Source organism: Rhodococcus aetherivorans (genome assembly GCF_011058165.1).
GTDB lineage: Bacteria > Actinomycetota > Actinomycetes > Mycobacteriales > Mycobacteriaceae > Rhodococcus > Rhodococcus aetherivorans.
On record NZ_JAALEG010000072.1, the window covers coordinates 1 to 25,597 of the forward strand.

General features: G+C 69.3%; 2 protein-coding genes. Both read right to left on the bottom strand.

Annotated elements, in window-relative coordinates; genetic code table 11:
* Window positions 1-7,728 (bottom strand): non-ribosomal peptide synthetase (locus tag G6039_RS22790; protein ID WP_241258884.1); only part of this gene is annotated, 7,728 nt, incomplete at its 3' end.
* Complete coding sequence (locus G6039_RS22795; protein WP_051446191.1) at window positions 7,729-25,341, bottom strand: non-ribosomal peptide synthase/polyketide synthase; 17,613 nt, start codon at window positions 25,339-25,341, stop codon at window positions 7,729-7,731.
* Between the last annotated feature and the right edge of the window lie 256 nt (window positions 25,342-25,597).

Sequence of the window (25,597 nt, forward strand, 5' to 3'; positions counted from 1 at the left end):
ATACAGCTCACCGGCCACCCCCACCGGCACCGGCCGCAACCGCCCGTCGAGCACGAACACCCGGCTGTTCCACACCGGCGCCCCGATCGGCACACTCGCCACATCCGCATCGCCCACCTCGTGCCAGGTCACCGACACCGCAGCCTCGGTCGGCCCGTACAAGTTGAACAACCCCACCCGCGGATTCACCGACCGCACCGCCGCCGCCAGATCCGCCGGCAACGCCTCCCCGATCGCCAGCACCCGCCGCAGCGACCCCGGCAACGCCCCACCCGCAGCCGCGTGCAACGCCTCGAGCATCGACGGCACCACATGCAGCGTGCTCACCCGCCCCGCCTCGATCAGTCCGAGCAGGTACTGCGGATCCCGATGACCCTCCGGCTCGGCGACCACCACCCGGCCGCCCGACACCAACGCCGACCAGAACTCCCACACCGACAGATCGAACGTCGCCGCCGTCTTGAGCAACACCGCATCCTGCGCACCCAACCCGAAAGCGGCCCGCTTCCACACCAACTGATTCGCGATCGCCGCATGCGGCACCGCCACACCCTTCGGCCGACCCGTCGACCCCGACGTGAAAATCACATACGCCGTGTGCGCCGGCAACGGCACCGCCACCGACCCGCCCGCCGAGAACGTCTCCGGCTCGGCCACGATCACCACCGGCCGCGCCCCCTCGACCCCGAACCCGTCCCGCCCGGTGGTCAGCACACACACCGGATCCGCGGTGCCCAGGATGTACTCGGTGCGCTCGGCGGGCTGCTCCGGATCCACCGGCACATACGCCCCCCCGGCCTTGGCCACGGCGACCATGCCCACGATCAGCTCCACCGACCGGCGCATCCCCAACGCGACCCGCGCCTCGGCGCCGACCCCCAGCTCGACCAGCCGCCGCGCCACCTGCGCCGCCCACTCGTCGAGCCGGCCGTACGTCCACGACCGGCCCCCGAACTCCACCGCCACCGCATCCGGCGCCGCCGCCACCTGCGCCTCGAACAACGACACCAACGTCGCCGACCCGTCCACAGCACGCGCAGAATCGTTGAACGACTCCAGAATTCGCGTACGCTCGTTCGCCGACAGGATCTCGATCCCACCCACCGGCACCGACACGTCCGCGGCCACCGCCTCGAGCACCCGCCCGAACCGCTCCACGAACGAGACCACCGTGCCCTCGTCGAACAACGCCGTCGCATACGTCACGAACCCACCGATCCCGCTGGGAACGCCGGACTCGTCATAGGTGTCCTGCACGATCCAGTGCAGATCGAACTGGGTCGTGTGGTGTTCGAGCCGGAACTCGGAGATGGAGACACCCGGCAGCTCAAGGCTCGTCTCGCCCTGGTTCTGGAAGGAGAAGCCGACCTGGAACAGCGGGTGCCGCGCCGTCGACCGCTCCGGGTTGAGCACCTCCACCAACCGCTCGAACGGCACATCCGCATGCGCGAACGCCTGCAGATCACCCTCGCGCACCGACCCCAGCAACTCCCCGAACGAGACACCCCCGTCGACCCGCGCCCGCAACACCAACGTGTTGACGAACATCCCGATCAGCTCGTCGAGCGCCCGCTCCCCCCGACCCGCGATCGGCGTGCCCACCGCCACATCCGACGACCCCGACAACCGCGCCAACAGCACCGCCAACGCCGCATGCACCACCATGAACAACGTCGCATTGTGCGCCCGCGCCACCTCCACCAACCGACCGTGCAGCCGCGCATCGAGCACCACCGGCACCCGCGCCCCCGCAAACGACTGCACCGCCGGCCGCGGCCGATCCGTCGGCAGCCCCAACTCGTCCGGCAACCCCGCCAGCGCCGACGCCCAGTACGCCAACTGCTGCGCCGCCAACGACCCCGGATCGTCCTCCGACCCCAACACCGCCCGCTGCCAGACGGCATAGTCCGCGTACTGCACCTCGAGCGGCGCCCACGACGGCACCTGCCCAGCACTGCGCGCCGCATACGCCGTCATCACATCCCGCACGAACGGCCCCATCGACGACCCGTCCGCCGAGATGTGATGCACCACCAGAGCCAGCACGAACTCACCCGGCGCCACCGCGAACACCCGTATGCGCACGGGCACACGATCGGTCACGTCGAAAGGCTGCGCCACGAACGCGACGACCTCGTCGGTCAGCGATGCCGGGTCGACGTCCACAACCTGCAACTCCGGAAGCGCTTCGGTGGCAGGGAGAACCACCTGCACCGGCCCGTCTGCGGTCTCCGGGTAGACCGTGCGCAGCGTCTCGTGCCGCGCCACCACGTCCACGACCGCGGCGCGCAGGGCCTCCACGTCCAGGTCGCCCGAGAGCCGCAGGACGGTCGGCAGGTTGTACGCCGTCGACTCCGGATCGAACCGGTTGAGGAACCACATGCGCTGCTGCGCGAGCGAGAGGGGCACGCGCCCAGGACGGGGCTCCGCCACCAGCGGGGCACGCGCGCCCGTGCCCACGTGCGTCTCGACCGCGGCCGCCAATGCGGTTACCGTGGACGCCTCGAACAGCTCGCGCACCGGCACCCGCGCGTCCAGCGCCGCCCCCAACCGCGACACCACCTGCGTGGCGACCAGCGAGTTGCCGCCGAGGGCGAAGAAGTCGTCGTCCGCACCCACCCGGCCGACGCCGAGCACCTCCGCGAACACACCCGCCACGATCTCCTCGATCGGCGTGGCCGGCGCCCGGAACTCACGCGCCTCGAACACCGGCGCCGGCAGGGCCTTACGATCCAGCTTGCCCGACGCATTGAGCGGGAACTCGTCGAGCACCACGAACGCCGACGGCACCATGTACGACGGCAACGCCTTGCCGAGACCGGACCGCAACTCCTGCTCGTCGATCTCGGCGCCGGGCACGGGAACCACGTACGCCACTAGCTGCTGGCCCATGTCGGTGTCGACGACCCGCGCGACCGCCGAGCGAACGGCTGGGTCTGCGAGCAGGACCGACTCGATCTCGCCGAGCTCGATCCGCTGGCCGCGGAACTTGACCTGGAAGTCGGCGCGGCCGATGTAGTCCAGCTCCCCGGTCGCGGTCCAGCGCACGAGGTCCCCGGTGCGGTACATACGCTCACCGGAACCCGACGGGTCCGCCACGAACCGGTCGCTGGTCAGATCCACCCGGCCGTGGTAGCCGCGCGCGAGCTGCACACCCGCCAGGTACAGTTCGCCCACCACGCCCGGAGGAACTGGGTTGAGCCGCGAATCGAGCACGGCGACAGACGCATTCGACACCGGAAGTCCGATGGTGACGGGTTCGCCGGGCAGCACCTGCGACGCGGTGGCGTGGACGGTGAACTCGGTCGGGCCGTACAGGTTGTGCAGCTCGACGTGCGGCAGTGCGGTGCGGACCTGCGCGGCCGCGGAGGACGGGAAGTCCTCGCCCGCCACGAGAATCGCGCGCAGCGACCGGCAGCTGCCGTCGGCCAGTGCAGACACGAAGGGCGCGAGCATCGACGGTACGAACGACAGCAGGGTCACCGACTGCTCGTCGGCGAGCTCGACCAGGTACGCCGGATCACGGTGTCCGTCGGCGACTGCGACCACGAGCCGGGCACCACGCGTCAGGCTGGCGAACAGCTCCCAGACCGAGACGTCGAAGGTCGCCGGAGTCTTCAGCAGCACGGCGTCGTTCTCGTCGATCCCGAACCGATCCGAGATCCAGCGCACCTGGTTCACCACCGAGCGATGCGACACCGCAACGCCCTTGGGACGGCCGGTCGATCCGGAGGTGAAGATGACGTAGGCGGTGTGGTGGGGTTTTAGGGCACCGAGGCGGTCGTCGTCGTGGAGAGGCGTGTCCGCGACGTCCGCAGCGGTCGCGAGCAGCATGTCGACACTCAGGACAGGCAGGATTCCGGACGGACGCACACCGTCGGCGTCACGGGTGAGCACGCACACGGGAGCGGCCGTGTCCAGGATGTGCTCGATCCTCTCGGTGGGCTGGTCCGGGTCCACCGGCACGTAGGTGCCCCCGGCGGCGAGCACCGCGTACATCGCGGTGACCATGTCGGCCGACCGGCGCATCGCCAGCGCCACGCGCGTCTCCGGCCGCACCCCGGCCTCGACGAGTCGGCGCGCGAGTTGGTTCACGCGGGCGGCGAAGTCCCGGTAGGTGAGGGTGCGCCCCTCGAACACGAGGGCCGTCGCGTCCGGCGTACGTGCGACCTGCTCCTCGAACAGCGCCGGTAGCGTCGCGTCCCCGTCGTACGCGCACTCGTCTCCTCGTCCGAGGGTGCGCAGACGATCGTGCTCGGCGATGTCGAGCAGGTCGATGTCCCCCACCACCACGTCGGGGTCGGCCGCGATCGCCTCGAGCACGCGCAGGAAACGCTCGGCGACGGTGCGGACGGTGTCCTCGTCGAAGAGGTCCTTCGCGAAGGACAGCTCGCCACTGAGCTCACCGGAGCCGTTCGAGGACTCCGAGTTCTCCGCGATGGTGACCTGCAGATCGAACTTGGCTAGGTCGTAGTCGAATTCGACACCGCTCACGGTCAGGCCGGGGAGTTCGAGCTGTGTCCGGTCCATGTTCTGGAACGCGAGCGCAACCTGGAACAGCGGATGTCGCGATTGCGAGCGGGGCGGGTTGAGCACCTCTACGAGCCGCTCGAACGGTACCTCGGTGTGCGCAAACGCCTGCAGGTCCGAGTGCCGAACCTGCTCGAGGAGCGCGGTGAAGGGGGCCGAGACGTCCACCCGGGTGCGCAGCACGAGCGGGTTGACGAACATGCCGATGAGATCGTCGAGCGCGGCCTCGCCGCGGCCCGCCACGGGCGAGCCGATCGCGATGTCGTCCACCCCCGACAACCGGGACAGCAGCGCAGCCAGGGCGCCGTGCACCACCATGAACAAGGTGGCGTTGTTCTCCCGCGCCACCGTGTCGAGCCGGCGACGCAGGCCCGTGTCCACGGTGAAGCGGAGCAGCCCGCCGCGGCTGCTCGAGACGGCGGGGCGGGGGCGGTCGGTCGGCAGCGGCAGTTCGTCGGGCAGATCCGCGAGGGTTTGCTTCCAGAATGCGATCTGCCGGTGCGCGAGGGATTCCGGATCGTCCTCGGAGCCGAGCAACTCCCTCTGCCAGATGCTGTAGTCGGCGTACTGGACCGCGAGCGGAGGCAGGTCGGGAGCGTGCCCGGCCGACCGCGCCGCGTAGGCAACCATGATGTCCCGGGTCAGCGGACCGATCGAGAATCCGTCGGCGGCGATGTGGTGCACCGAGAACACGAGCACATGCTCGGTGGCGCTGATTTCGTACAAGCCCGCCCAGAACGGCACCGTGCGGGTCACGTCGAACGGCGCCGAGATCTTCTCCGCGATGCGAGCGCCAATCTCCTCCTCGGACACCGGCTGCGGCGTCAGGTCTGGAATGACCTGCCGGGTGGGCACAACCTCCTGGTATCCAACGCCGTCGACCTCCGGATAGACCGTGCGCAGCACCTCGTGTCGGGCGAGCACGTCCGCGACAGCCACCTGCAGGGCGTGCCGATCCAGCAGACCCGACAACCGGAGCGCGAACGGGATATTGTTCACAGCGGAGTCGGGCTCGAGCTGGTTCAGGAACCACATCCGTTGCTGGGCCAGCGAGAGCGGCACGCGGTCCGGCCGGACCATCGGCCGCAACGGCAGCCGCTTGCGCGGCTCGCTCCCCTCCGCGCCCTCCACCAACCGGGCCAGATCGGCGACCGTGGGGGCGTCGAAGAACTCGCCCACCTCGAGGTGTACTCCGAAGCGAGCGTTGATCCGGGCCACGGCGCGCGTGGCGATGAGCGAGTTGCCGCCGAGCTCGAAGAAGTCGTCATCCGCGCCCACGCGGTCGGTGCCGAGCAGCTCGCCGAAGATCTGCGCGATCGTCTCCTCCGCGGCCGTGGCGGGTTCGCGGAACACCCGCGCGGACGCGAAATCCGGAACCGGCAGCGCCTTGCGGTCCAGCTTGCCGTTGGCGTTGAGGGGGAACTCGGCGAGTTCCACGAACTGGGTCGGCACCATGTAGTCCGGCAGCGCCTCGCGAGCCCGGTCGGCCAGCGTGTCCGGCGCCAGTGACGCGTCCGACGCGGCGACTACATACGCGACGAGGTGGTCCCCCGTCACCGGGTCGGAGTGGACGACAACGACCGCCTGCGCGACCTCGGGGTGGGAGAGCAGCACGGTTTCGATCTCGCCGAGTTCGATGCGCAGGCCGCGGAGTTTGACCTGGAAGTCGACGCGGCCGATATAGTCCAGCTGCCCGTCCTGCCGCCACCGGACGAGGTCGCCCGTGCGGTACATCCGGCTGCCGGGAGGACCGGCCGGGTCGGCGACGAACCGTTCCGCGGTCAGATCGGGCCGGGACGTGTAGCCGCGCGCGAGCTGGACGCTCGACAGGTACAACTCACCCGGGATCCCGACCGGTAGGGGACGCAACGCGTCGTCGAGGACTTGCAGTTCGGTTTCGTCGACCGCAGCACCGATCGGCACCGTGCGGTCGTCCGCCGCGGTCGCGTAGTAGGTGACGTCGACGGCTGCCTCCGTCGGACCGTACAGATTGTGCAGGACCGCGCACGGCACGACCTCGTAGAAGCGCGCGACCGTCACCGCGGGCAGCGCCTCGCCCGACGCGAAGACGTACCGCAGCGATTCGGTCTGCGCCGCAGCAGGTTCCGCGAGGAACACCGACAGCATCGAGGGCACGAAGTGAAGCGCGGTCACCTGTCGGTCGGCGATCGTGCGTGCGATGTAGCCGGGGTCGCGGTGGCCGTCGGGAACGGCGATCACCAGTCGCGCACCCACCTGCAGGGGCCAGAAGAACTCCCACACGGACACGTCGAAGGTGAACGGGGTCTTCTGCAGGACGACGTCGTCGGCGGTGTATCGGTATTCGCGCTGGCGCCAGCGCAGGTTGGCGACGATGGCCTCGTGTTCGACCGCCACGCCCTTGGGCAGGCCGGTCGATCCGGACGTGAAAATCACGTAGGCCGTGTTCTCGGGGCGTAGCGGCGCGAGCCGCTCAACGTCGTCGATGCGGACGTCGTCGAAGCGAGACAGGTCGACGTGGTCGACCTCGAGGACCGACGTCTGCTCGGGTACCGCGAGGCCCGTGTCTGAGGTGGTCAGCACCACCACGGGCCTCGCCGCGGCGAGCACGTGCGCGATGCGGTCGGCCGGGTGGTCGAGGTCGAGCGGCACGTACGCGCCGCCGGCCTTGACGATGCCGTACATCGCAACCAGCAGGTCGATCGAGCGGCGGATCGCAAGACCCACCGTGCACTCGGGTCCGACCCCGGCGGAAATCAGGCAGCGCGCCATCCGGTTGGCGGCGGCGTCGAACTCCGCGTAGGTCAGGGTTGTCCCCTCGAACTCCAGGGCGACGGCGTCGGGGGTACGGGCGACCTGCTGTTCGAACATGCCGACCAGGGTGTCAGCGATGACGTCGCGGACGGGCGTCGCGTCGGTTACGGTCACCGCGTCGGCGAGCAGGCGGTCGACGACGCCGGCCAGACCACCGCTCTCCGGGTCCTCGAGCAGCGCCGGCACGAGGTTGGACAACACGACCGGCACCAACGCGTCCGGACCGAGCGCGCCGCCCATCGCGGCGTCGAGCGAGGCGATCTCGCCGTGCAGCGCTGCATAGGTGAGGACGGTGCCGCCATGCTCGAGCACGACCCGGTCCGGGAAGGCCGCCGCCCCCTCCGCGACGAGCCGGGGCAGGTCCTCGATCGTCAGCGACTCTCGGCCGGACTTACCAATCGCCATCTATGCATTCCTCCGCGTTGCCAGGTCCTGCGCCTGAGAGATCAGTGATTCGATCAGTGCCGCATAGCCGTCTACCCCCAGTGCCGGCAGAATGCCCGGCACGAGTCCCGACAATGCGACGGACACCTTGGCCTCGGGCTTGAGCGTCGCGCCCATCGTCCTGGCGACCGAAAGCAACTTGTCGTGCAGTTGCCCGACAGTGATCTCGACGTCCCCGTGGACGACGGCGACCGTGTCGGGTTTCACCTCGGCGGCCGCTTCGATCAGCTCCGGCAGATCTGCCACCGTCGCCTTGCGTTTCGGGGCGAGCTGGGCGCGTTCCTCCACACCGAGGATGTCCACCGCCCGCACCACGATGGCCGGATTGCCGGTGACCGTATCGACGACACGCACGAGACGCTCGGCGAACTTCTCGATCGTCGCTTCGTCGAACAGGTCGGTGGCGTAGGTGAACAGCATCCGGATGCCGGTCAGCGCACCGTCAGCGTCGAACAGCTCGGTGCCGCTGAGCTGAAGATCGAACTTGGCCTGGTCGAAGTTGTCCTCGAGCAGGGAGACCTCGAGGCCGGGGAGCCGGAGTGACTGGCCGCCGAGGTTCTGGAAGGCGAACAGCACCTGCACCAGCGGCGAGTACGCGGTCGACCGCTTGCGGCCGAGTACATCGACGATGCGCTCGAACGGCACTTCGGTCCGGCCGAACGCCGACAGGTCCGTGTCCCGGGCCTGCGCGAGCAGGTCGACGAAGGTTGAGGCCGGTTCCACGGCCGTGCGCAGCACGAGCGTGTTGACGAACATGCCGATCAGATCGTCGAGGACCTTCTCGCCTCGCCCGGCGATCGGGGTGCCGATCGCGATGTCCGACGTACCGGACAACTTCGACAGGAGCACGGCGAACGCGGCGTGCAGCACCATGAACACAGTCGAGTTCTGTTCGCGCGCCAGCTCGGCGATGCGGGCCGCATGCTCGGCGTCGAGAACGAACTGGTACTCGGCCCCGCGCATGGACGCCCGCGCCGGCCGCGGTCGGTCGGTGGGAAGTTCGAGCAGCTCCGGCAGGCCGGCGAGTTCCGCCGTCCAGTACGCGAGCTGGTCGGAGAGCAGCGAGTCGGGATCATGCTCGTCGCCGAGGATCTCGCGCTGCCACATCGCGTAGTCAGCGTACTGCACCTCGAGCGGCGCCCACGTCGGGATCTCACCGTCCACCCGCGCGGTGTAGGCGGTCACCACGTCCCGCGTGAGCGGAGCCATCGAGAACCCGTCCGCGCTGATGTGATGGATGACCATGACGAGCACGTGCTCGGTGGGGCTCACCTCGAACAGTCGGCCGCGCACCGGAGCGGCCTGCGTGACGTCGAATCCTTCCGACACCAGTTCCACGACGCGCGACGGCAGCGCCTCCTCGGTGACCTCCACAGAGGTCAGCAACGGCGCGGCCTCCGCGAGCGGGAGCACCTCTTGGACAGGGCCCTCGTCCGTGTCCGGGTACCGGGTCCGAAGCACCTCGTGCCGGTCGATTACGTCCCACACCGCGGCCTGCAGCGCGGGCACGTCGAGCAGGCCCGACAGGCGCAGCGCGAGCGGGATGTTGTACGCCGCCGACGACGGGTTCATCTGGTTGAGCACCCACATCCGCTGCTGCGAGAGCGACAGCGGCACCCGCTCCGGTCGCGGCCGCGCGACCAGAGCCGCCCGCGCACCCGAACCCGCGTGCGACTCCAACCGTGCCGCCAGTTCGGCCACAGTCGATGCCTCGAAGATCAGCCGCACCGGAACCTGCGCGTCGAGCGCCTGACCCAGCCGTGCTGTCACCTGCGTCGCAACCAGCGAGTTGCCTCCCAGAGCGAAGAAGTCGTCGTCCGCACCGACCCGTTCCGCACTCAGAACCTCGGCGAACACGCCCGCCACGATCTGCTCGATGGGCGTCGAGGCCGCCTTGAACACGTTCGCCTCGAACCGTGGTTCCGGCAGCGCCTTCCGGTCGACCTTGCCGTTGATGTTCAGCGGCAACGCGTCGAGCACCACCCACGCCGACGGCACCATGTACGACGGCAGCGCCCGGCCGACCTCGGTTCCGAGCTGGGCCGGGTCGGCCGTGGAGCCGGACGCCGACACGACATAGCCGACCAGCCGGTCCCCGGTGCGGGGATCGCGCCGGGCCACCACGACGGCCTGAGCGACCTGTGGCAGCGCGCGCACAACCGACTCGATCTCGCCGAGCTCGATACGGAAACCACGCACCTTGACCTGGAAGTCGGAACGGCCCAGGTATTCCAGGTCGCCGGAGCGGTTCCAGCGCACCAGGTCACCCGTGCGGTACAACCGCGACCCGTCCCCGTGGAACGGATCGGCCACGAAGCGTTCCGCCGTGAGATCGGGCCGGTCGTGATAGCCGCGCGCCAACTGGGCGCCCGCGAGGTACAGCTCGCCCGGTACCCCCACCGGCACGGGCCGCAACCGGCCGTCGAGCACGTACACGCGGCTGTTCCATTCCGGCACACCGATCGGCACCGACGTCACGTCGGCGGCGCCGACCTCGTGCCACGTCACCGAAACCGCAGCCTCGGTCGGCCCGTACAGATTGAACACCCGCAGTTGCGGATTCGCCGACCGCACGGCCTGCGCCAGATCGGCGGGCAGCGCCTCGCCGATCGCCAGGACCCGCCGCACCGATTCGGGCAGCCGGCCCGCCCCCGCGGTCAGCAGCGCGTCGAGCATCGACGGCACCACGTGCAGCGTCGTCACCGACCCGGACTCCAGGAGTTCGCGCAAGTACTGCGGATCCTGCTGTCCGCCGGCCTCAGCGACGACCACCCGGCCACCGGACACCAGCGCCGACCAGAACTCCCACACCGACAGGTCGAACGTCGCGGCCGTCTTGAGCAGCACCGCGTCGTCGGTACCGAGTCCGAATGCGGCCGTCTTCCACAGCAGCTGGTTCGCAATCGCGCCGTGCGGCACCGCCACGCCCTTTGGCCGGCCCGTCGAGCCGGACGTGAAGATGACGTACGCCGTCTGCCCGGCGCGCACGGGTGCGCCGCGTTCCGCCGGCGTCAGCGGTCCCTGCGGGACGTCGCCCGCCCGCACGGCGTCCTCGACGAACACTACGCGGTGACCGTCCGCGGCGAATTCGTCGGCACGCGTGGTCACCACGCACACCGGGTCCGCCGAGTCCAAGATCAGTGCGGTCCGTTCGGCTGGCTGCTGCGGATCCACCGGCACGTATGCGCCGCCGGCCACCGTCACCGCGTACATGCCGACCAGCAGCTCGACCGAGCGGCCCATCGCCAGCACCACCGGCGTCTCCGGTCCCACACCGTGGGCCGTCAGCACCCGCGCGAGGCGGAACACGCGCTGCCCCAGCTGCTCGTACGTCAGCCGGTCCGCGCCGAACTCCACCGCCACCGCATCCGGCGTCGCCACCACCTGCGCCTCGAACAGCGACGCCAGCGTTGCCGACTCGTCCATCGGATGTGCGGAGTCGTTGGAGGACTCCAGGATCCACGCGCGCTCGTCCGCCGCCAAGATCTCGATCCGGCCGACCGGCAACGAGACGTCCGACGATACCGCCTCGAGCACCCGCAAAAAACGGTCGACGAACGACCGCACCGTCGATTCGTCGAACAGGTCCGTCGCGTAGCTGAACACGCCCTCGATACCGGTGGCGATCCCGGCGTCGTCGTACCGGTCCGTGAGGAAGAGGTGCAGGTCGAACTGGGCGATCGCGGTGTCGAGGTCGACCGCGGACACCGTCAAGTCGGGCAGCTCGAGCGTGGGGCGGGCGAGGTTCTGGAACGAGAAGCCCACCTGGAACAGCGGGTGCCGGGCCGTCGACCGCTCCGGATTGAGCACCTCCACCAGCCGTTCGAACGGCACGTCCGCATGCGCGAACGCCTGCAGGTCCGCCTCCCGTACCGCCTGCAGCATCTGTGTGAAGGAGGCGTCGTCGCGCACATCGGTGCGCAGCACCAGTGTATTGACGAACATACCGATCAGGTCGTCGAGTGCGCGTTCGCCCCGACCGGCGATCGGGGTACCGACCGCGACGTCCTGCAAGCCCGAGAGCCGGGACAGCAGCAGCGCGAAGGCCGTGTGTGTCACCATGAACAGCGTCGCGTTGCCGCTTCGGGCCAGCTCGACGAGCCGGCGGTGCAGGTCGGCGTCGATTTCGAAACGGACCCGGCCACCGCGGAACGACTGCTCCGGCGGCCGGGGCCGATCGGTCGGCAACTCGAGCTGATCCGGAAGCCCAACCAACGTGTTGCGCCAGTAGGCGATCTGCCGGGCCGAGAGCGAGGTCGGGTCGTCCTCGGAACCGAGTAGGCGGCGCTGCCAGACGGCGAAGTCCGCGTACTGGACCTCAAGCGCAGTCCACGCCGGCGCCCGACCCTCACGGCGAGCCATGTACGCGGTCATCACGTCTCGCGCGAAGGGGCCCATGGAAGATCCGTCCGCCGCGATGTGGTGCAGCGCGAGGGCGAGCACGTGCCGGTCCGGTTCGAGCTCGTACAGCCGGATCTGCAGCGGCACCGCAGCCGTGACGTCGAACGCGGTCGCCGCCAGTTCCGCCAGGCGTCCAGGCAGCTCGTCCGAACCGACGTGCACCGGTCGCATCTCCGGTACCGCCTCAGCGGGCGGCAGGACGACCTGGACCGGCCCGTCGGGAGTCTCCGGATAGACCGTGCGCAGCACCTCATGCCGGGCGACGACATCGCCGACGGCGGCGCGCAGCGCGTCGACGTCCAGCGGACCGGTCATCTCCAGCGCCATCGGGATGTTGTAGGCGGTCGACGAGCTGTCGAACCGGTTGAGGAACCACATCCGCGACTGGGCCAGAGAGAGGGGCACCCGATCCGGCCGACGCTGCGGGGTCAGCGGTAGCCGCCCGCCGCTGCCGGCGCGAGTCTCGAGCCGCGCGGCGAGATCCTGCACGGTCGAGGCCTCGAACAGCTCGCGGACGCCGACACTGGTATCGAGTGTCTGCCCGAGCCGGGCAACGACCTGCGTGGCGACCAGCGAATTGCCGCCGAGGGCGAAGAAGTCGTCGTCCAGGCCGACCCGGTCGACGTCGAGCACCTCGGCGAAGGTGCCTGCCACCAGTTCCTCGATCGGAGTCTGCGGTGCGCGGAACTGCCGGACCTCGAACACCGGCTCCGGAAGGCGCCTGCGGTCGAGTTTGCCGTTGGCGGTCAGCGGCAGCTCGTCGAGGACCATCACCACGTCGGGAACCATATACCCGGCGAGGAAGGAGCCGACGGACTCGCGCACCTGCGACGGATCGACGGCACTGCCCCCGCGGGGCACCACATAGCCGATCAGGCGGTCGCCGACCCGCGCGTCAACTCGCACGACGGCAACGGCCTGCGCTACGCCCGGGCACCGGGTGAGGGCCGATTCGATCTCGCCGAGTTCGATGCGGAAGCCACGCAACTGCACCTGGAAGTCAGACCGGCCGCCGTATTCGAGGAGGCCGTCGGGGTTCCACCGGGCAAGGTCACCCGTGCGGTACATCAGGCCGCCGGGCTGCGGTGCGTACGGATCGGCCAGGAAGCGCGCGGCAGTAAGGTCGGGGCGGCGGAGGTAGCCGCGCGAGAGCTGACCGCCGGCGACGTACATCTGTCCCTGCACACCCACGGGCACGGGATGCAGCCGGTCGTCGAGGACGTAGACCCGCAGTCCCGGCAAGGCGCGCCCGATCACGCTCGAGCTGGCGGCTCGCGCCATCTCGGCGGTCAGGGCGAGGAATGACACGTGCACCGTGGTCTCGGTGATGCCGTACATGTTGACCAGTCGCGGCGCGTCGTCCGCGTGCCGCTCGAACCATCCGGTCAGCTTGCCCAGTTCGAGGGCTTCCCCGCCGAAGATCACGTGGCGTAGCGCAATCCGGCCGGAGTCGGAATCCTCACTCGCGGCCCGGTCCGCCTCGGCGAACTGATAGAACGCCGACGGCGTCTGGTTGAGGACCGTGACCTGTTCTCGCACCACGAGTTCGCGGAACAGGTCCGGCGACCGCGAGGTGAAGTAGTCGACGACGACGAGTTTGCCGCCGAACAGCAGCGGTCCCCACAGTTCCCAGACCGAGAAGTCGAAGGCGTAGGAGTGGAACATCGTCCACACGTCCGTCTCGTCGAAGCCGAACAGCGGAACAACGTTCGCCATGAGCTCGACGACGTTGCGGTGTGCGACGGTCACGCCCTTGGGCCGGCCGGTCGAGCCGGAGGTGTAGATAACGTAGGCGACGTCCGACGGACGCAAAGGCGCGCGCCGTTCTGCGTCGGTCACCGGATGTCCCGGGTACTCGGCCGGATCGACCCGATCGAGCATCAGGAACTCCACCCCCGGCACGTCAGGAATGACGTCCCGGTCGGCGGAGGTCGTCACCACGGCCGCCGGGGCGCCGTCCTCGAGCATGTACCGGATGCGATCCGACGGATAGGTCACGTCGACGGGCAGGTAACCCGCACCGGCGGCGAGCACACCGAGAAGGGCGGGAACGAGCAACTCGTCTCGGGGCAGCGCCACCGCGACGAGAGAGCCCGGACCGACACCGGCGGCGATCAGTCGGCGCGCAAGGCTGTTGGCCCGCTCCGACAGTTCCGCGTACCGCAGCGAGGTCGAACCCGCCACCACCGCCTCCCGGTCGGGCCACGCGGCGGCCGCCGCGTCGAACAGCGCGGGCAAGGTGACCGACGGATCCACCGTCGCGCCCGGTGTGGACCACTTCTCGAGCACGCGGGCGCGCTCGGCGGCGTCGAGCAATTCCACGTCCCCCACGACCACCGCAGGGTCCGCCGTCGCGGCGGTGAGGACGCGGTCGAACCGACGCGCAAGCTCGACGATCGTCGACTCGTCGAAAAGGTCTGTGGCATAAGTCCACTCGACCGTGTATCCCCCGTCCTTCAGTGAAGTGAGGGTCACCTGCAGATCGAACTTCGCGACGTGCGGATCAACATCGACCGACGTGACGGTGAGTCCCTCGAGGTCGAGCGCCGCCGGGGGCAGGTTCTGGAACGTCAACACCACCTGGAACAGCGGATGGCGCGCCTGCGACCGCGGCGGGTCGAGCACCTCGACCAGCCGCTCGAACGGCACATCCGCGTGTCCGAACGCACCGAGGTCGATCTCTCGCACCCGGGCGAGCAGATCCGTGAAGGACTCGGCGGACTCGACCCGGGTACGCAGGACGAGGGTATTGACGAACATGCCGACCAGATCGTCCAGTTCGGGCTCGCCGCGGCCAGCGATCGGCGTGCCGATCACCACGTCGTCCGTGCCGGCCACGCGTCCCAGCAGCAGCGCGAGCGCGGCGTGCACCACCATGAACGGCGTCGCGTGCCGGGCCAGCGCCACCTCGTCGAGACGGGCGGCGACCGACGCGTCGATCCGCGAGATCCACGTGGCCCCGCGGTTCGACGCGCGCGCCGGGCGCGGCCGGTCGCCCGGGAGTTCGAGTTGCTCGGGGATCCCGGCGAGCATCGCGCGCCAGTACTCGAGCTGCCCCGCGGCGAGGGAGTTGGGATCGGACTCGTCGCCGAGGACTTCGCGCTGCCACAACGCGTAGTCCGCGTACTGTACCGGCAGCGGCTCCCAGCCCGGCACTTCGCCGCGGCAGCGCGCCGCGTAGGCGACCATGACGTCGCGCGTGAGCGGAGCCATGGAGAAACCGTCCGCCGCGATGTGATGCACCACCAGCACCAGCACGTGTTCGCATTCGCTCAGGCGCAGCAGGCGAATGCGCAGCGGCACCGCCGTCGCGACGTCGAAGCCGGTCGCCGCGACCGCCACCACGGCGTCGAGCAGCCCCTCCGGGCTGACCTCCTCGACGATCTGATCGACCGTGGCCTCCTCGACCGTCAGCACCCGCTGGCAGCCGACGCCGTCGACCTCGGGGTAGACGGTGCGCAGCACCTCATGCCGGGCCAGCACGTCGCAGATCGCGGTGCGCAGCACGTCGACGTCCAGTGCGCCGGAAAGCCGAACTGCCGCAGGGATGTTGTTCGCCGACGAGGACGGGTCGAACCGGTTGAGGAACCACATCCGCTGCTGCGCGAGCGAGAGCGGCACCTGCTCCGGGCGCGGCCGCGCCACCAGCGGCGTCCGCGCACCCGAGCCCGCGTGCGACTCCAACCGGGACGCCAGGACCGACACAGTCGATGCCTCGAACAGCACCCGCACTGGCACCTGCGCGTCGAGCGCCTGACCGAGTCGCGCGGTGACCTGGGTGGCGATCAGCGAGTTGCCGCCGAGACCGAAGAAGTCGTCGTCGACACCTACCCGCTCGACCCCGAGCACCTCGGCGAACACCGAGGCCACGATCTCCTCGACCGGCGTAGCCGGTGCCCGGAACACCTTCACCTCGAACACCGGTGCGGGCAGCGACCGCCGGTCGAGCTTGCCCGAGGAATTGACGGGCAGGGCCTCGAGCGCCACGACGGCGTCGGGCACCATGTACGACGGCACCAAGCGTCCGACCTGGTCCTTCAGCGCCGGGACGTCCACAGCCGCTCCGTTGTCCGGCACGACGTAGCCCACCAACTGCTGTCCCAGTTCCGAGTCGCGGACCACCACGACCGCCTGAGCGATGCCCGGCTGCGTGGACAGTGCTGACTCGATCTCGCCGAGTTCGATGCGCAGGCCTCGGACCTTGACCTGGAAGTCCGTGCGACCGAGGTAGTCGAGTTCGCCTTCCGGCGTCCAGCGGACCAGGTCGCCGGTCCGGTACATCTGTGTGCCCGGGTCACCGAACGGATCGGCCACGAACCGTTCCGCCGTCAGGTCGGGCCGACCCACGTAGCCGCGCGCCAGCTGCACACCGGCCAGGTAGAGTTCGCCGGCGACACCGACGGGCACCGGGGACAGACGCCCGTCCAGGACATACACATGTGTGTTCCACACGGGCGCGCCGATCGGCACGCTCGCGGTGTCCGCCGCTGTCACCTCGTGGAAGGTCACGTCGACCGCCGCCTCGGTGGGCCCGTACAGGTTGTGCAGGTCCGCGCCGGGAAGCAGCTCGCGAACCCGGTTCGCCGAAGACGGCGGCAATGCCTCACCCGAGGCGAAGATCCGCCGCAGGCAGGCGGCGTGAGTCACGGACGGTTCGGCCACGAACACCGACAACATGGACGGTACGAAATGCACCGTGGTGATGGAATTGTCGGCGATCACGCGCACCAGGTACGCCGGATCCCGATGTCCTCCGGGTTCTGCGATCACCAGACGGGCGCCCACCTGCAGCGGCCAGAACAGTTCCCACACCGAGACGTCGAAGGTGACCGGGGTCTTCTGCAGCACCGCGTCGGAGACGTCGAGGCCGTACTGCGCCTGCATCCACAGCAGGCGGTTGACGATCGCCGCGTGGGCGACCTGCACGCCCTTCGGCCGTCCGGTGGAGCCGGAGGTGAAGATGACGTAGGCCGCGTGCGCCGGGCGCACCGGGCCGCCCCGCTCGTCGTCGGTGAGGGAGGCGTCGGAGCGACCGGACAGGTCCAGCGCATCGACCACGACGACCGAATGGTTCCCCACGCCGTCCACCGGGACGTCCGCGGCGGTCAGCACGACCGCCGGATCGGCGGTGTCGAGAATGTGGCCCACGCGCTCGGCGGGCTGATTCGGGTCGACGGGCACGTACGCGCCGCCGGCGGCGAGAATAGCGTACACCGCCGCGAGCATCTCGATCGATCGCGGAATTGCCACGGCAACAAGCGATTCTGGACCCACCCCGAAGTCGGTCAGGTGCCGGGCGAGGCGGTATACCCACGATGCGAACTCGGCGTACGACAGTTCCACGTCCCCGAACGCCACCGCAGGCGCGTGCGGCGTGCGGCGCACCTGGTCCTCGAAGAGCGACAGCAGCGTCGCCGTCGAGTCGACCGGATGGTCAGTCGCGTTCCAGTTCTGCACCACCTGCGCGTGCTCGGAGCGGTCGAGGATGGGCACCGCGCCGGCGGCGGTGCCCGGGGCACCGACCACGGTGCGCAGAACCCGCAGGAACCGCTCGGCGAACACCCGCACGGTGGACTCGTCGAACAGGTCCGTCGCATACGTCAGCTCGGCCGCCATGCCGGCCGGAGAGCCCGCATCGTCGATCGACTCTGTGAGGGTCAGCTGCAGATCGAACTTCGCCACGTGGACGTCGAACGCGACCTCGTTCACCGACAGTCCCGGTAGCTCCAGAGTGGTCCGGGCGAGGTTCTGGAACGAGAGCATGACCTGGAACAGCGGATGGCGTGCCTGCGACCGCGCCGGGTTGAGGACCTCGACCAGTCGCTCGAACGGCACGTCCGCCTGGCCGAACGCGCCGAGGTCCACCTCGCGCACGCGCGCAAGCAGGTCGGCGAAGGACTCGTCCGGCGCGATGTGCGTTCGCAGTACCAGGGTGTTGACGAACATGCCGACCAGGTCGTCCAGCCCGGCCTCGCCGCGGCCGGCCACCGGGGTGCCGATTGCGATGTCGTCGCTGCCCGACAGCCGCGCCAGCAACACCGCCAGTGCGGCGTGCATGACCATGAACAGCGTGGCGCCATTCTCCCGGGCGACGATGTTCAGCGCGGTGTGCAGGTCCGCGTCGATCGTGAACCGCACGCTGTCGCCGACATAGGAGGCGACGGCGGGGCGGGGGCGGTCGCTCGGCAGGTCGAGCTGGTCCGGCAGGTCGGCGAGGGTCGTCTTCCAGTAGTCGAGTTGGCGGGCGATCAGCGAGTCGGGGTCGTTCTCGTCGCCGAGGACCTGTCGCTGCCACAGCGCGAAGTCTGCGTACTGCACCGGCAGGGCGGGCCAGGCCGGAGCTTCCCAGGACGAACGCGCCGCGTACGCGACCATCACGTCGCGAGCGAGCGGACCCATCGACCACCCGTCGGCAGAGATGTGGTGGACCACCAGGCCGAGCACATACTCGCTGTCGCCGATCTCGAAGAGCCGGGCGTGCAGCGGAACCTCGGTGGTGACGTCGAACCCGACCGACGCGAGCTCGAACAACTTGTCGTGCAGCTCGTCCGGGGAGACGCGCACGGGCGTCAGGTCTGGCACTGTCTGCGCCGCCCCGAGCACCCGCTGGCACGGGCCTTCGGTCGAATCGGGGAACACCGTACGCAGGGATTCGTGCCGTTCCGTTACATCCATCACGGCCACCTGGAGCGCAATGATGTCCAAGTCGCCACTCAACCGGATCGCCACCGGGATGTTGTCGACCGCCGATTCCGTGTCGAATCGGTTGAGGAACCACATGCGCTGCTGCGCGAGCGACAGTGGGATCCGGGCGGGGCGTTCCATGGGGACCAGCGGCTGACGACCGCCACCGCCGGCGTGGTGTTCGACCCGAGCGGCAAGCGCCTCGACGGTCGACGCCTCGAAGATCGTGCGCACCGGCACGGTGGTCTGCAACGCGGCCCCGAGGCGGGAGACCACCTGGGTCGCGATGAGCGAGTTGCCGCCGAGTTCGAAGAAGTCGTCGTCGACACCGACCCGGGCCACACCCAGCACGTCGGCAAACGTGTTCGCGACGATCTCTTCCACCGGGGTCGACGGCGCGCGGAACCCCTTGGTTTCGAAGACGGGCGCCGGAAGCGCCTTGCGGTCGAGCTTGCCCTGGGGCGTCAGCGGCACCTCGTCCAGCACGACGATCGCCGCCGGCACCATATGCGACGGCAGCGCGCGCGCCACGAACTCGGTGAGCGCCACCTCGGTGACGATGGCACCAGGGGCGAGCCGGACGTACGAGACCAGTTGCGTGGTGCCGGACGGTCCGGTGCGGCCGAGTGTCGCGGCGAAGTTCACGTGCGGGTGCGCGGACAGGGCCGTGTCGATCTCGCCGAGTTCGATGCGGAAGCCGCGGATCTTGACCTGGAAGTCGGTGCGGCCGAGGTATTCGATCCGCGGCGTGGGGGCGCCGGCCACCCACCGGGCGAGATCGCCCGTGCGGTACATCCGCTCGCCCTTGGCGTACGGATTCGCGACGAACCGCTCCGCCGTCAGGCCCGGACGGCCGTGGTACCCCCGCGCGACGGCGGGACCGGCGATGTAGAGCTCGCCAGTGACGCCGGCGGGAACCGGGTGCAGCCGCGGGTCGAGCACGTAGGTGGTGACGTCGCGAATCGGGCCGCCGACGGTGATCGGCTCGTTCGGGACCAAGGGATCGGAGATGTTGGACGCGACGGTGGCCTCCGTCGGCCCGTACGCGTTGAACATTTCGTGCTCGACGGTCCACCGGACCACGAGTTCCGGCGACGACGCCTCGCCGCCGACCACGACGACCCTCAGGTCCGGCAGACCGTTCGGATCGACGGAGCCGAGCGCCGCGGGCGTGACGAAAGCATGAGTCACCCGTCCTGATTCGAGCACCGCAGCCAGGTCGGCGCCACCGTAGACCGTGGTCGGTGCCACGACCATCCCTGCGGACGCCCCGATCGCCATGAGCAGTTCGAGAATCGACGCGTCGAAGCTCGGAGACGCGAAGTGCAGGGTGCGGGACTCGTCCGTGATACCGAACCGTTCGCGTTGTTCCTCGGTGAACGCCGCCAGCCCGCGGTGCGTGACGACCACACCCTTCGGCATGCCCGTCGAGCCCGATGTGTAGACGACGTACGCGATGTTCTCCAGTCGAAGCGGTCGGATCCGATCCGCGTCGGTGAGCGGGGCCGGGGACTCGACGGCGCGGTCGGCCAGAAACTCGGACTCGTCGACGGCGAGCCACTCGACATTGCCGGGCAGGACCGGCTGGAACAGCTCCGTGGTCAGGCCAAGCAGCGCACCGGAGTCGCGGACCATGTGCTCGATCCGGTCGGCCGGATAGGTGGGGTCCACCGGCACGAACGCCGCACCGGTCTTGGCGACCGCCCACCAGACGACCACTGAATCCAGCGAGCGTGGAACCGCTGCGGCCACAGTGGTTTCCGGTGCCACGCCGCGGCGAACGAGCATCCGGGCGAGCTGCGACGAGACGGCGTCGAGTTCGCTGTAGCTCAGCACGCGGTCCTCGTAGATCACCGCCTCGCGGTCGGGATTGCGGGCGGCAGCACCGGTCAGCAGCTCCACGAGCGTTCTGGGCTCGACACCGCTTCGGCCGGTGGTGGATTCGAGCGCAGCGCGTTCCTCGGGAGCGAGGATATCGATGTCGCCGACCGCCCGGTCGGCGTCGGCGACCACCGCGTCGAGGATCCGCAGGAACCGGGTGGCGAAGTCGCGCACGGTATTCGCATCGAAAAGATCTCTGGCATAGACGAACTGGACATCGATGCCGCCCGAGGCGTCGGTACGTTCGGACAGGGTGAGCTGCAGATCGAACTTCGCGACGTCGACCTCGACCTCGCTCGCCTCGATCGACAGCTCCGGGAGATCGAGGGCGGTGTCACCGAGGTTCTGGAAGGCCAGCACCACCTGGAACAACGGGTGACGCGACTGGGAACGGACCGGCTTGAGGACGTCCACCAGCCGCTCGAACGGGACGTCTGCGTGCTCGAACGCCTCGAGGTCGACCTTGCGCACATGGGCCAGCAGATCCGAGAACGTGGCGTCCACCGACACCTGCGTTCGCAACACCAGCGTGTTGACGAACATGCCGATCAGGTCGTCGAGCGCCTCCTCGCCGCGTCCGGCGATGGGGGTGCCGATGACGATGTCGTCTGTCGCCGATAGCCGCGCCAGCAGCACGGCCAGGGCGGAATGGACGACCATGAACAACGACACGTTGTGTTCGCGGGCCAGCGTGGTCAGCGCGCCGTGCGTCCGGGCGTCGATCTCGAAGTCGATGCGGTGGCCGACGTACGACTGCACCGCCGGGCGCCGGCGATCCGCGGGCAGATCGATCTGGTCGGGAATTCCCGCCAACTGACGCGTCCAGTACTCGATTTGCCCAGCGGCCAAAGATTCCGGGTCCGACTCGTCACCGAGGACCGCGCGCTGCCACAGGCTGTAGTCGGCGTACTGCACCGGCAGAGGCGTCCACGACGGGGCTGCGCCGCCGGCTCGCGCGACGTAGGCGCCGGCGAGGTCCCTCGCGAGCGGGCCGAACGACACCCCGTCGGTGGCAATGTGGTGGACCACCATCGCCAGGGCGAAGTCGTCGTCCGCGAGCCGGAAGAGCCGGTACCGGATCGGCACCTCCTCGCTGACGTCGAACCCCCCGGAGGCGAATTCGGCCAGGGCCGAGTGCAATTCGGACATATCGACCAACTCCACTGCGAGCGGTCGCTGCACCGCGGAGAGGTCGAGCACCACCTGATGGGCGTCGCCGTCGGACTCCGGGAAGACGGTACGCAGGACCTCATGCCGCGCGAGGACGTCGTGCAGCGCAGCGGTCAGCGCGGCGACGTCGACCCGGCCCCGCATCCGGAGCACGAAGGGCAGGTTGTACGTCGGCGCCTGCGGATCGAACTGGTTCAGGAACCAGATCCGCTGCTGGGCGAGGGCGAGAGGGATCCGCTCCGGGCGTCGCTGCGGCACGAGCGCGGGCCGATCCCGGCGACGCGTCTCCGACGACTCGATCAACGCGGCGAGGTCCGCCACCGTCGACGCCTCGAACAGGGTACGGACGCCCAGCGAGGTGTCGAGCGCGTGACCGAGCCTCGCAACGACCTGCGTGGCGATCAGCGAGTTGCCGCCGAGAGCGAAGAAGTCGTCGTCGGCACCGACGCGTTCGATCCCGAGGATGTCGGCGAACACACCCGCCACGATCTCCTCGACCGGAGTGGTCGGGACGCGGAACCGGCCGGCCTCGAACACAGGTTCGGGCAGCGCTCTGCGGTCGAGCTTGCCGTTGGAGGTGAGCGGGAGCTCCTCGAGCACCGTGATCGCGTCCGGCACCATGTACTCCGGCAGCCGGGAGCTGAGCGCGTTCTTGACGGCGGCGACCTCCACGGTCTGCCCCGGCAGGGGAACCACGTACGCGACGAGTCGCTGACCCAGCGCGTCCTCGTGGAGGGTCACGACGGCCTGGGCGATCTCCGGCTGGTCCGTCAGCGCGGCCTCGATCTCGCCCAGCTCGATCCGCAGACCCCGGATCTTGACCTGGTAGTCGGTCCGGCCGATGTACACGAGTTCGCCGGAGGCGTTCCAGGACACGAGGTCACCCGTGCGGTACATCCGCTCTCCCGCCGAGAACGGGTTCGCCACGAACCGCTCCGCAGACAAGTCCGGCCGCGCCACGTACCCGCGCGCGAGCTGGACGCCCGCGAGATACAGCTCGCCCGCAACCCCCACAGGAACCGGCCGCAGCCGGGAGTCGAGCACGTACACCCGGGTGTTCCACACCGGCGTACCGATCGGCACCTCATGCACGTCCACGTCGGTGACCTCGTGGAAGGTCACGTCGACGGCGGCCTCGGTGGGGCCGTACAGGTTGTGCACCGCGACGCCGGGGACGAGGCCGCGCATCCTGGCGGCGACGGGCGCCGGCAGCGCCTCACCCGAGGCGAAAACCAGGCGCAACGACCCCAGGTCAGCGGAATCGGCCTCGGTCACGAACACCGCCAGCATCGACGGCACAAAGTGCAGCACCGACACCCCGGCATCGCGGATCAGCCGCGCAAGGGCGACCGGATCGCGGTGCACGTCCGGCGTGGCCACAACCAGAGTGGCACCGATCTGCAACGGCCAGAACAACTCCCACACCGACACATCGAACGTAAACGGAGTCTTCTGCAGCACCACGTCCGCATTCGTCAAACCGTATTGACCCTGCATCCACAGCAGCCGGTTGACGATCGCCGCATGCGTCACCGCGACACCCTTGGGCCGCCCGGTCGAACCCGACGTGAAAATCACGTACGCCGTGTGGGCACCACCCAGCGGTGCCGTGCGTTCCGCGTCCACGATCGGTGCGTCGGACCAGCCGGACACGTCGAGGGTGTCGATCGCCACGACGGTCCGCCCGACGCTCGTGAAGCCCTCCCGCTCGGTGGTGAGGACCACCACCGGCGCCGCCGTGCCGAGGACGTACTCGGTGCGCTCCGCCGGCTGGTCCGGATCGACCGGCACGTAAGCACCGCCGGCGGCCACGACCGCATACATGCCGACCAGCAGATCCGTCGACCGCCGCATCGCCAGTCCGACGAACGTGTCCGGTCCGACCCCCCGCTCGATCAGGTATCGGGCCAGGCGATGCACCCGCGAGGCGAACTGCCGGTAGCTGAGGGCGTCGCTGTCGAACACCACCGCGTGCGCATCCGGGCTGCGCTCGACCTGCGCCTCGAACAACGACACCAGGGTCGCGTCCCCAGCGACGGGGCGATCCGTCGCGTTCCACTCCCGCACCACCAGGGCTTGCTCGGCCGGGTCCAGTAGTGCGCACTTGCCAATCGCTGTGGACGGGTCCATGCTCACGAAGCGGTCCAGGTAGGCCAGGAAGCGGGCGTGCAGCGCGGCGTTCTCTCCGGACGTGTACCGGGACGGATTCGCCTCGAAGTCGAGGTTGAGGCGCGTGCCGCTGACATTCTGGTAGAAGTTCACGCCCATGTCCTCGACCGTGCCGGTCGAGAGGATGTTCAGTTCCCCGAGGATCGGCCCGAACGGGATGCCGCTGTGGAACAGCATCACGTTGACCAGGGGACCGAAAAGACCGCCGTTGGGGTCGTCGGAGATGCGGCGGATGTCCTCGTGCCGATACAACTGGTGACGCAGAGCCCCCGAAACCGCCACCTGGACCTGCTCGAGGAACTTCCCGACCGCCATGTCGTCGGCGACGTCGAGCCGCAGTGGCACGATGTTCGACATCATGCCACCCGACCGCCGGGCGAGCGCTGTCGTACGGGCCGTCACCGGGAGGCTGAGGACGACGTCCTCGCGTCCGGTCATCCGGCCGAGGAACGCCGCGAACGCCGCGATAAGCACAGTCGACCGAGCGGTCCCGGACCGCTCGACAGCACGGTCGAGAGCCGCGGTCATCGCGGCCGCGAGCGTCGCCGTGGCCACCTCCTTTCGAGGGGCTGGCGGAGCGACGCGCGAGCTGAGTGTGGTATCCGATTCCAGGCCGGAGATGCGTTCGCCCCAGTACCGGCAGTCGCGGTCGAATCGGGGGCTCGCGCGGTACGTGAGTTCGGCCTCACGGAGGTCGTCGAGATCGCCCACTACAAGCGGCTCGGGGTCGCGTCCCTCGACCGTGGCCGAGTACAGCTCGGCCACACGGGTCATGAAGTTCATCGCGCCGAAGCCGTCGAGGACGACATGGTGGACGCGGGCGTACCAGTAGTAGCGGGAGTCCTCGAGGCGGAGCGCGGCCGCGACGATCAGCCGGTCCGACACCATGTCTACCGGCGCGCTGTACTCGACCTGCATCCAGTCGAGCGCCGCCTTCTCCGGGTCCGGTGCGTCACGCAGATCGACGAGCTCGAGCGGGGTTTCCAGCGAATAGTCGACTACCTGCTGCGGGACACCGTCGATCTCCAGCAGACGCACGAATCCCGACCGGATCTCGGCTGCGGCGATGCGGCTCATCCGCTCGAGGACGTCGGTGTCGAGATCACCCCGGAGGTCGACGTACTGGGCGATGTTGATCGCCACGTTCGGCGTGCGGTGCTGGGCGTACCAGATCCCCAGCTGTGCCGGCGACAGAGGGAAGAGGTCCTGCGCCGTCCCGGCCAGCATCGGATCCGCCCCGTCGATTCCGTCGATTCCCCGCGGGTTCAAACTGTCACCTCGTTTCCGGAACACCTAGCCGGTTCCCAGTCCACCAGGTCGTGTTCCCATGCCCCGCATCCCGGCAGCGAACCGACCCCTACTCGCAATATCAGGTAGTACTCACCGTCTATAGCTGGTCAGTCCCGCTCCGTTTCACGCTCCACGTCCTCCGACGCCCCACATCGGGGCGAGGGCAACATCCCGCTCACGCAGACGGCCGCCCCGGAATCCAGGGCGGCGCGGTCCACGGCTGCAGTTTGCATAC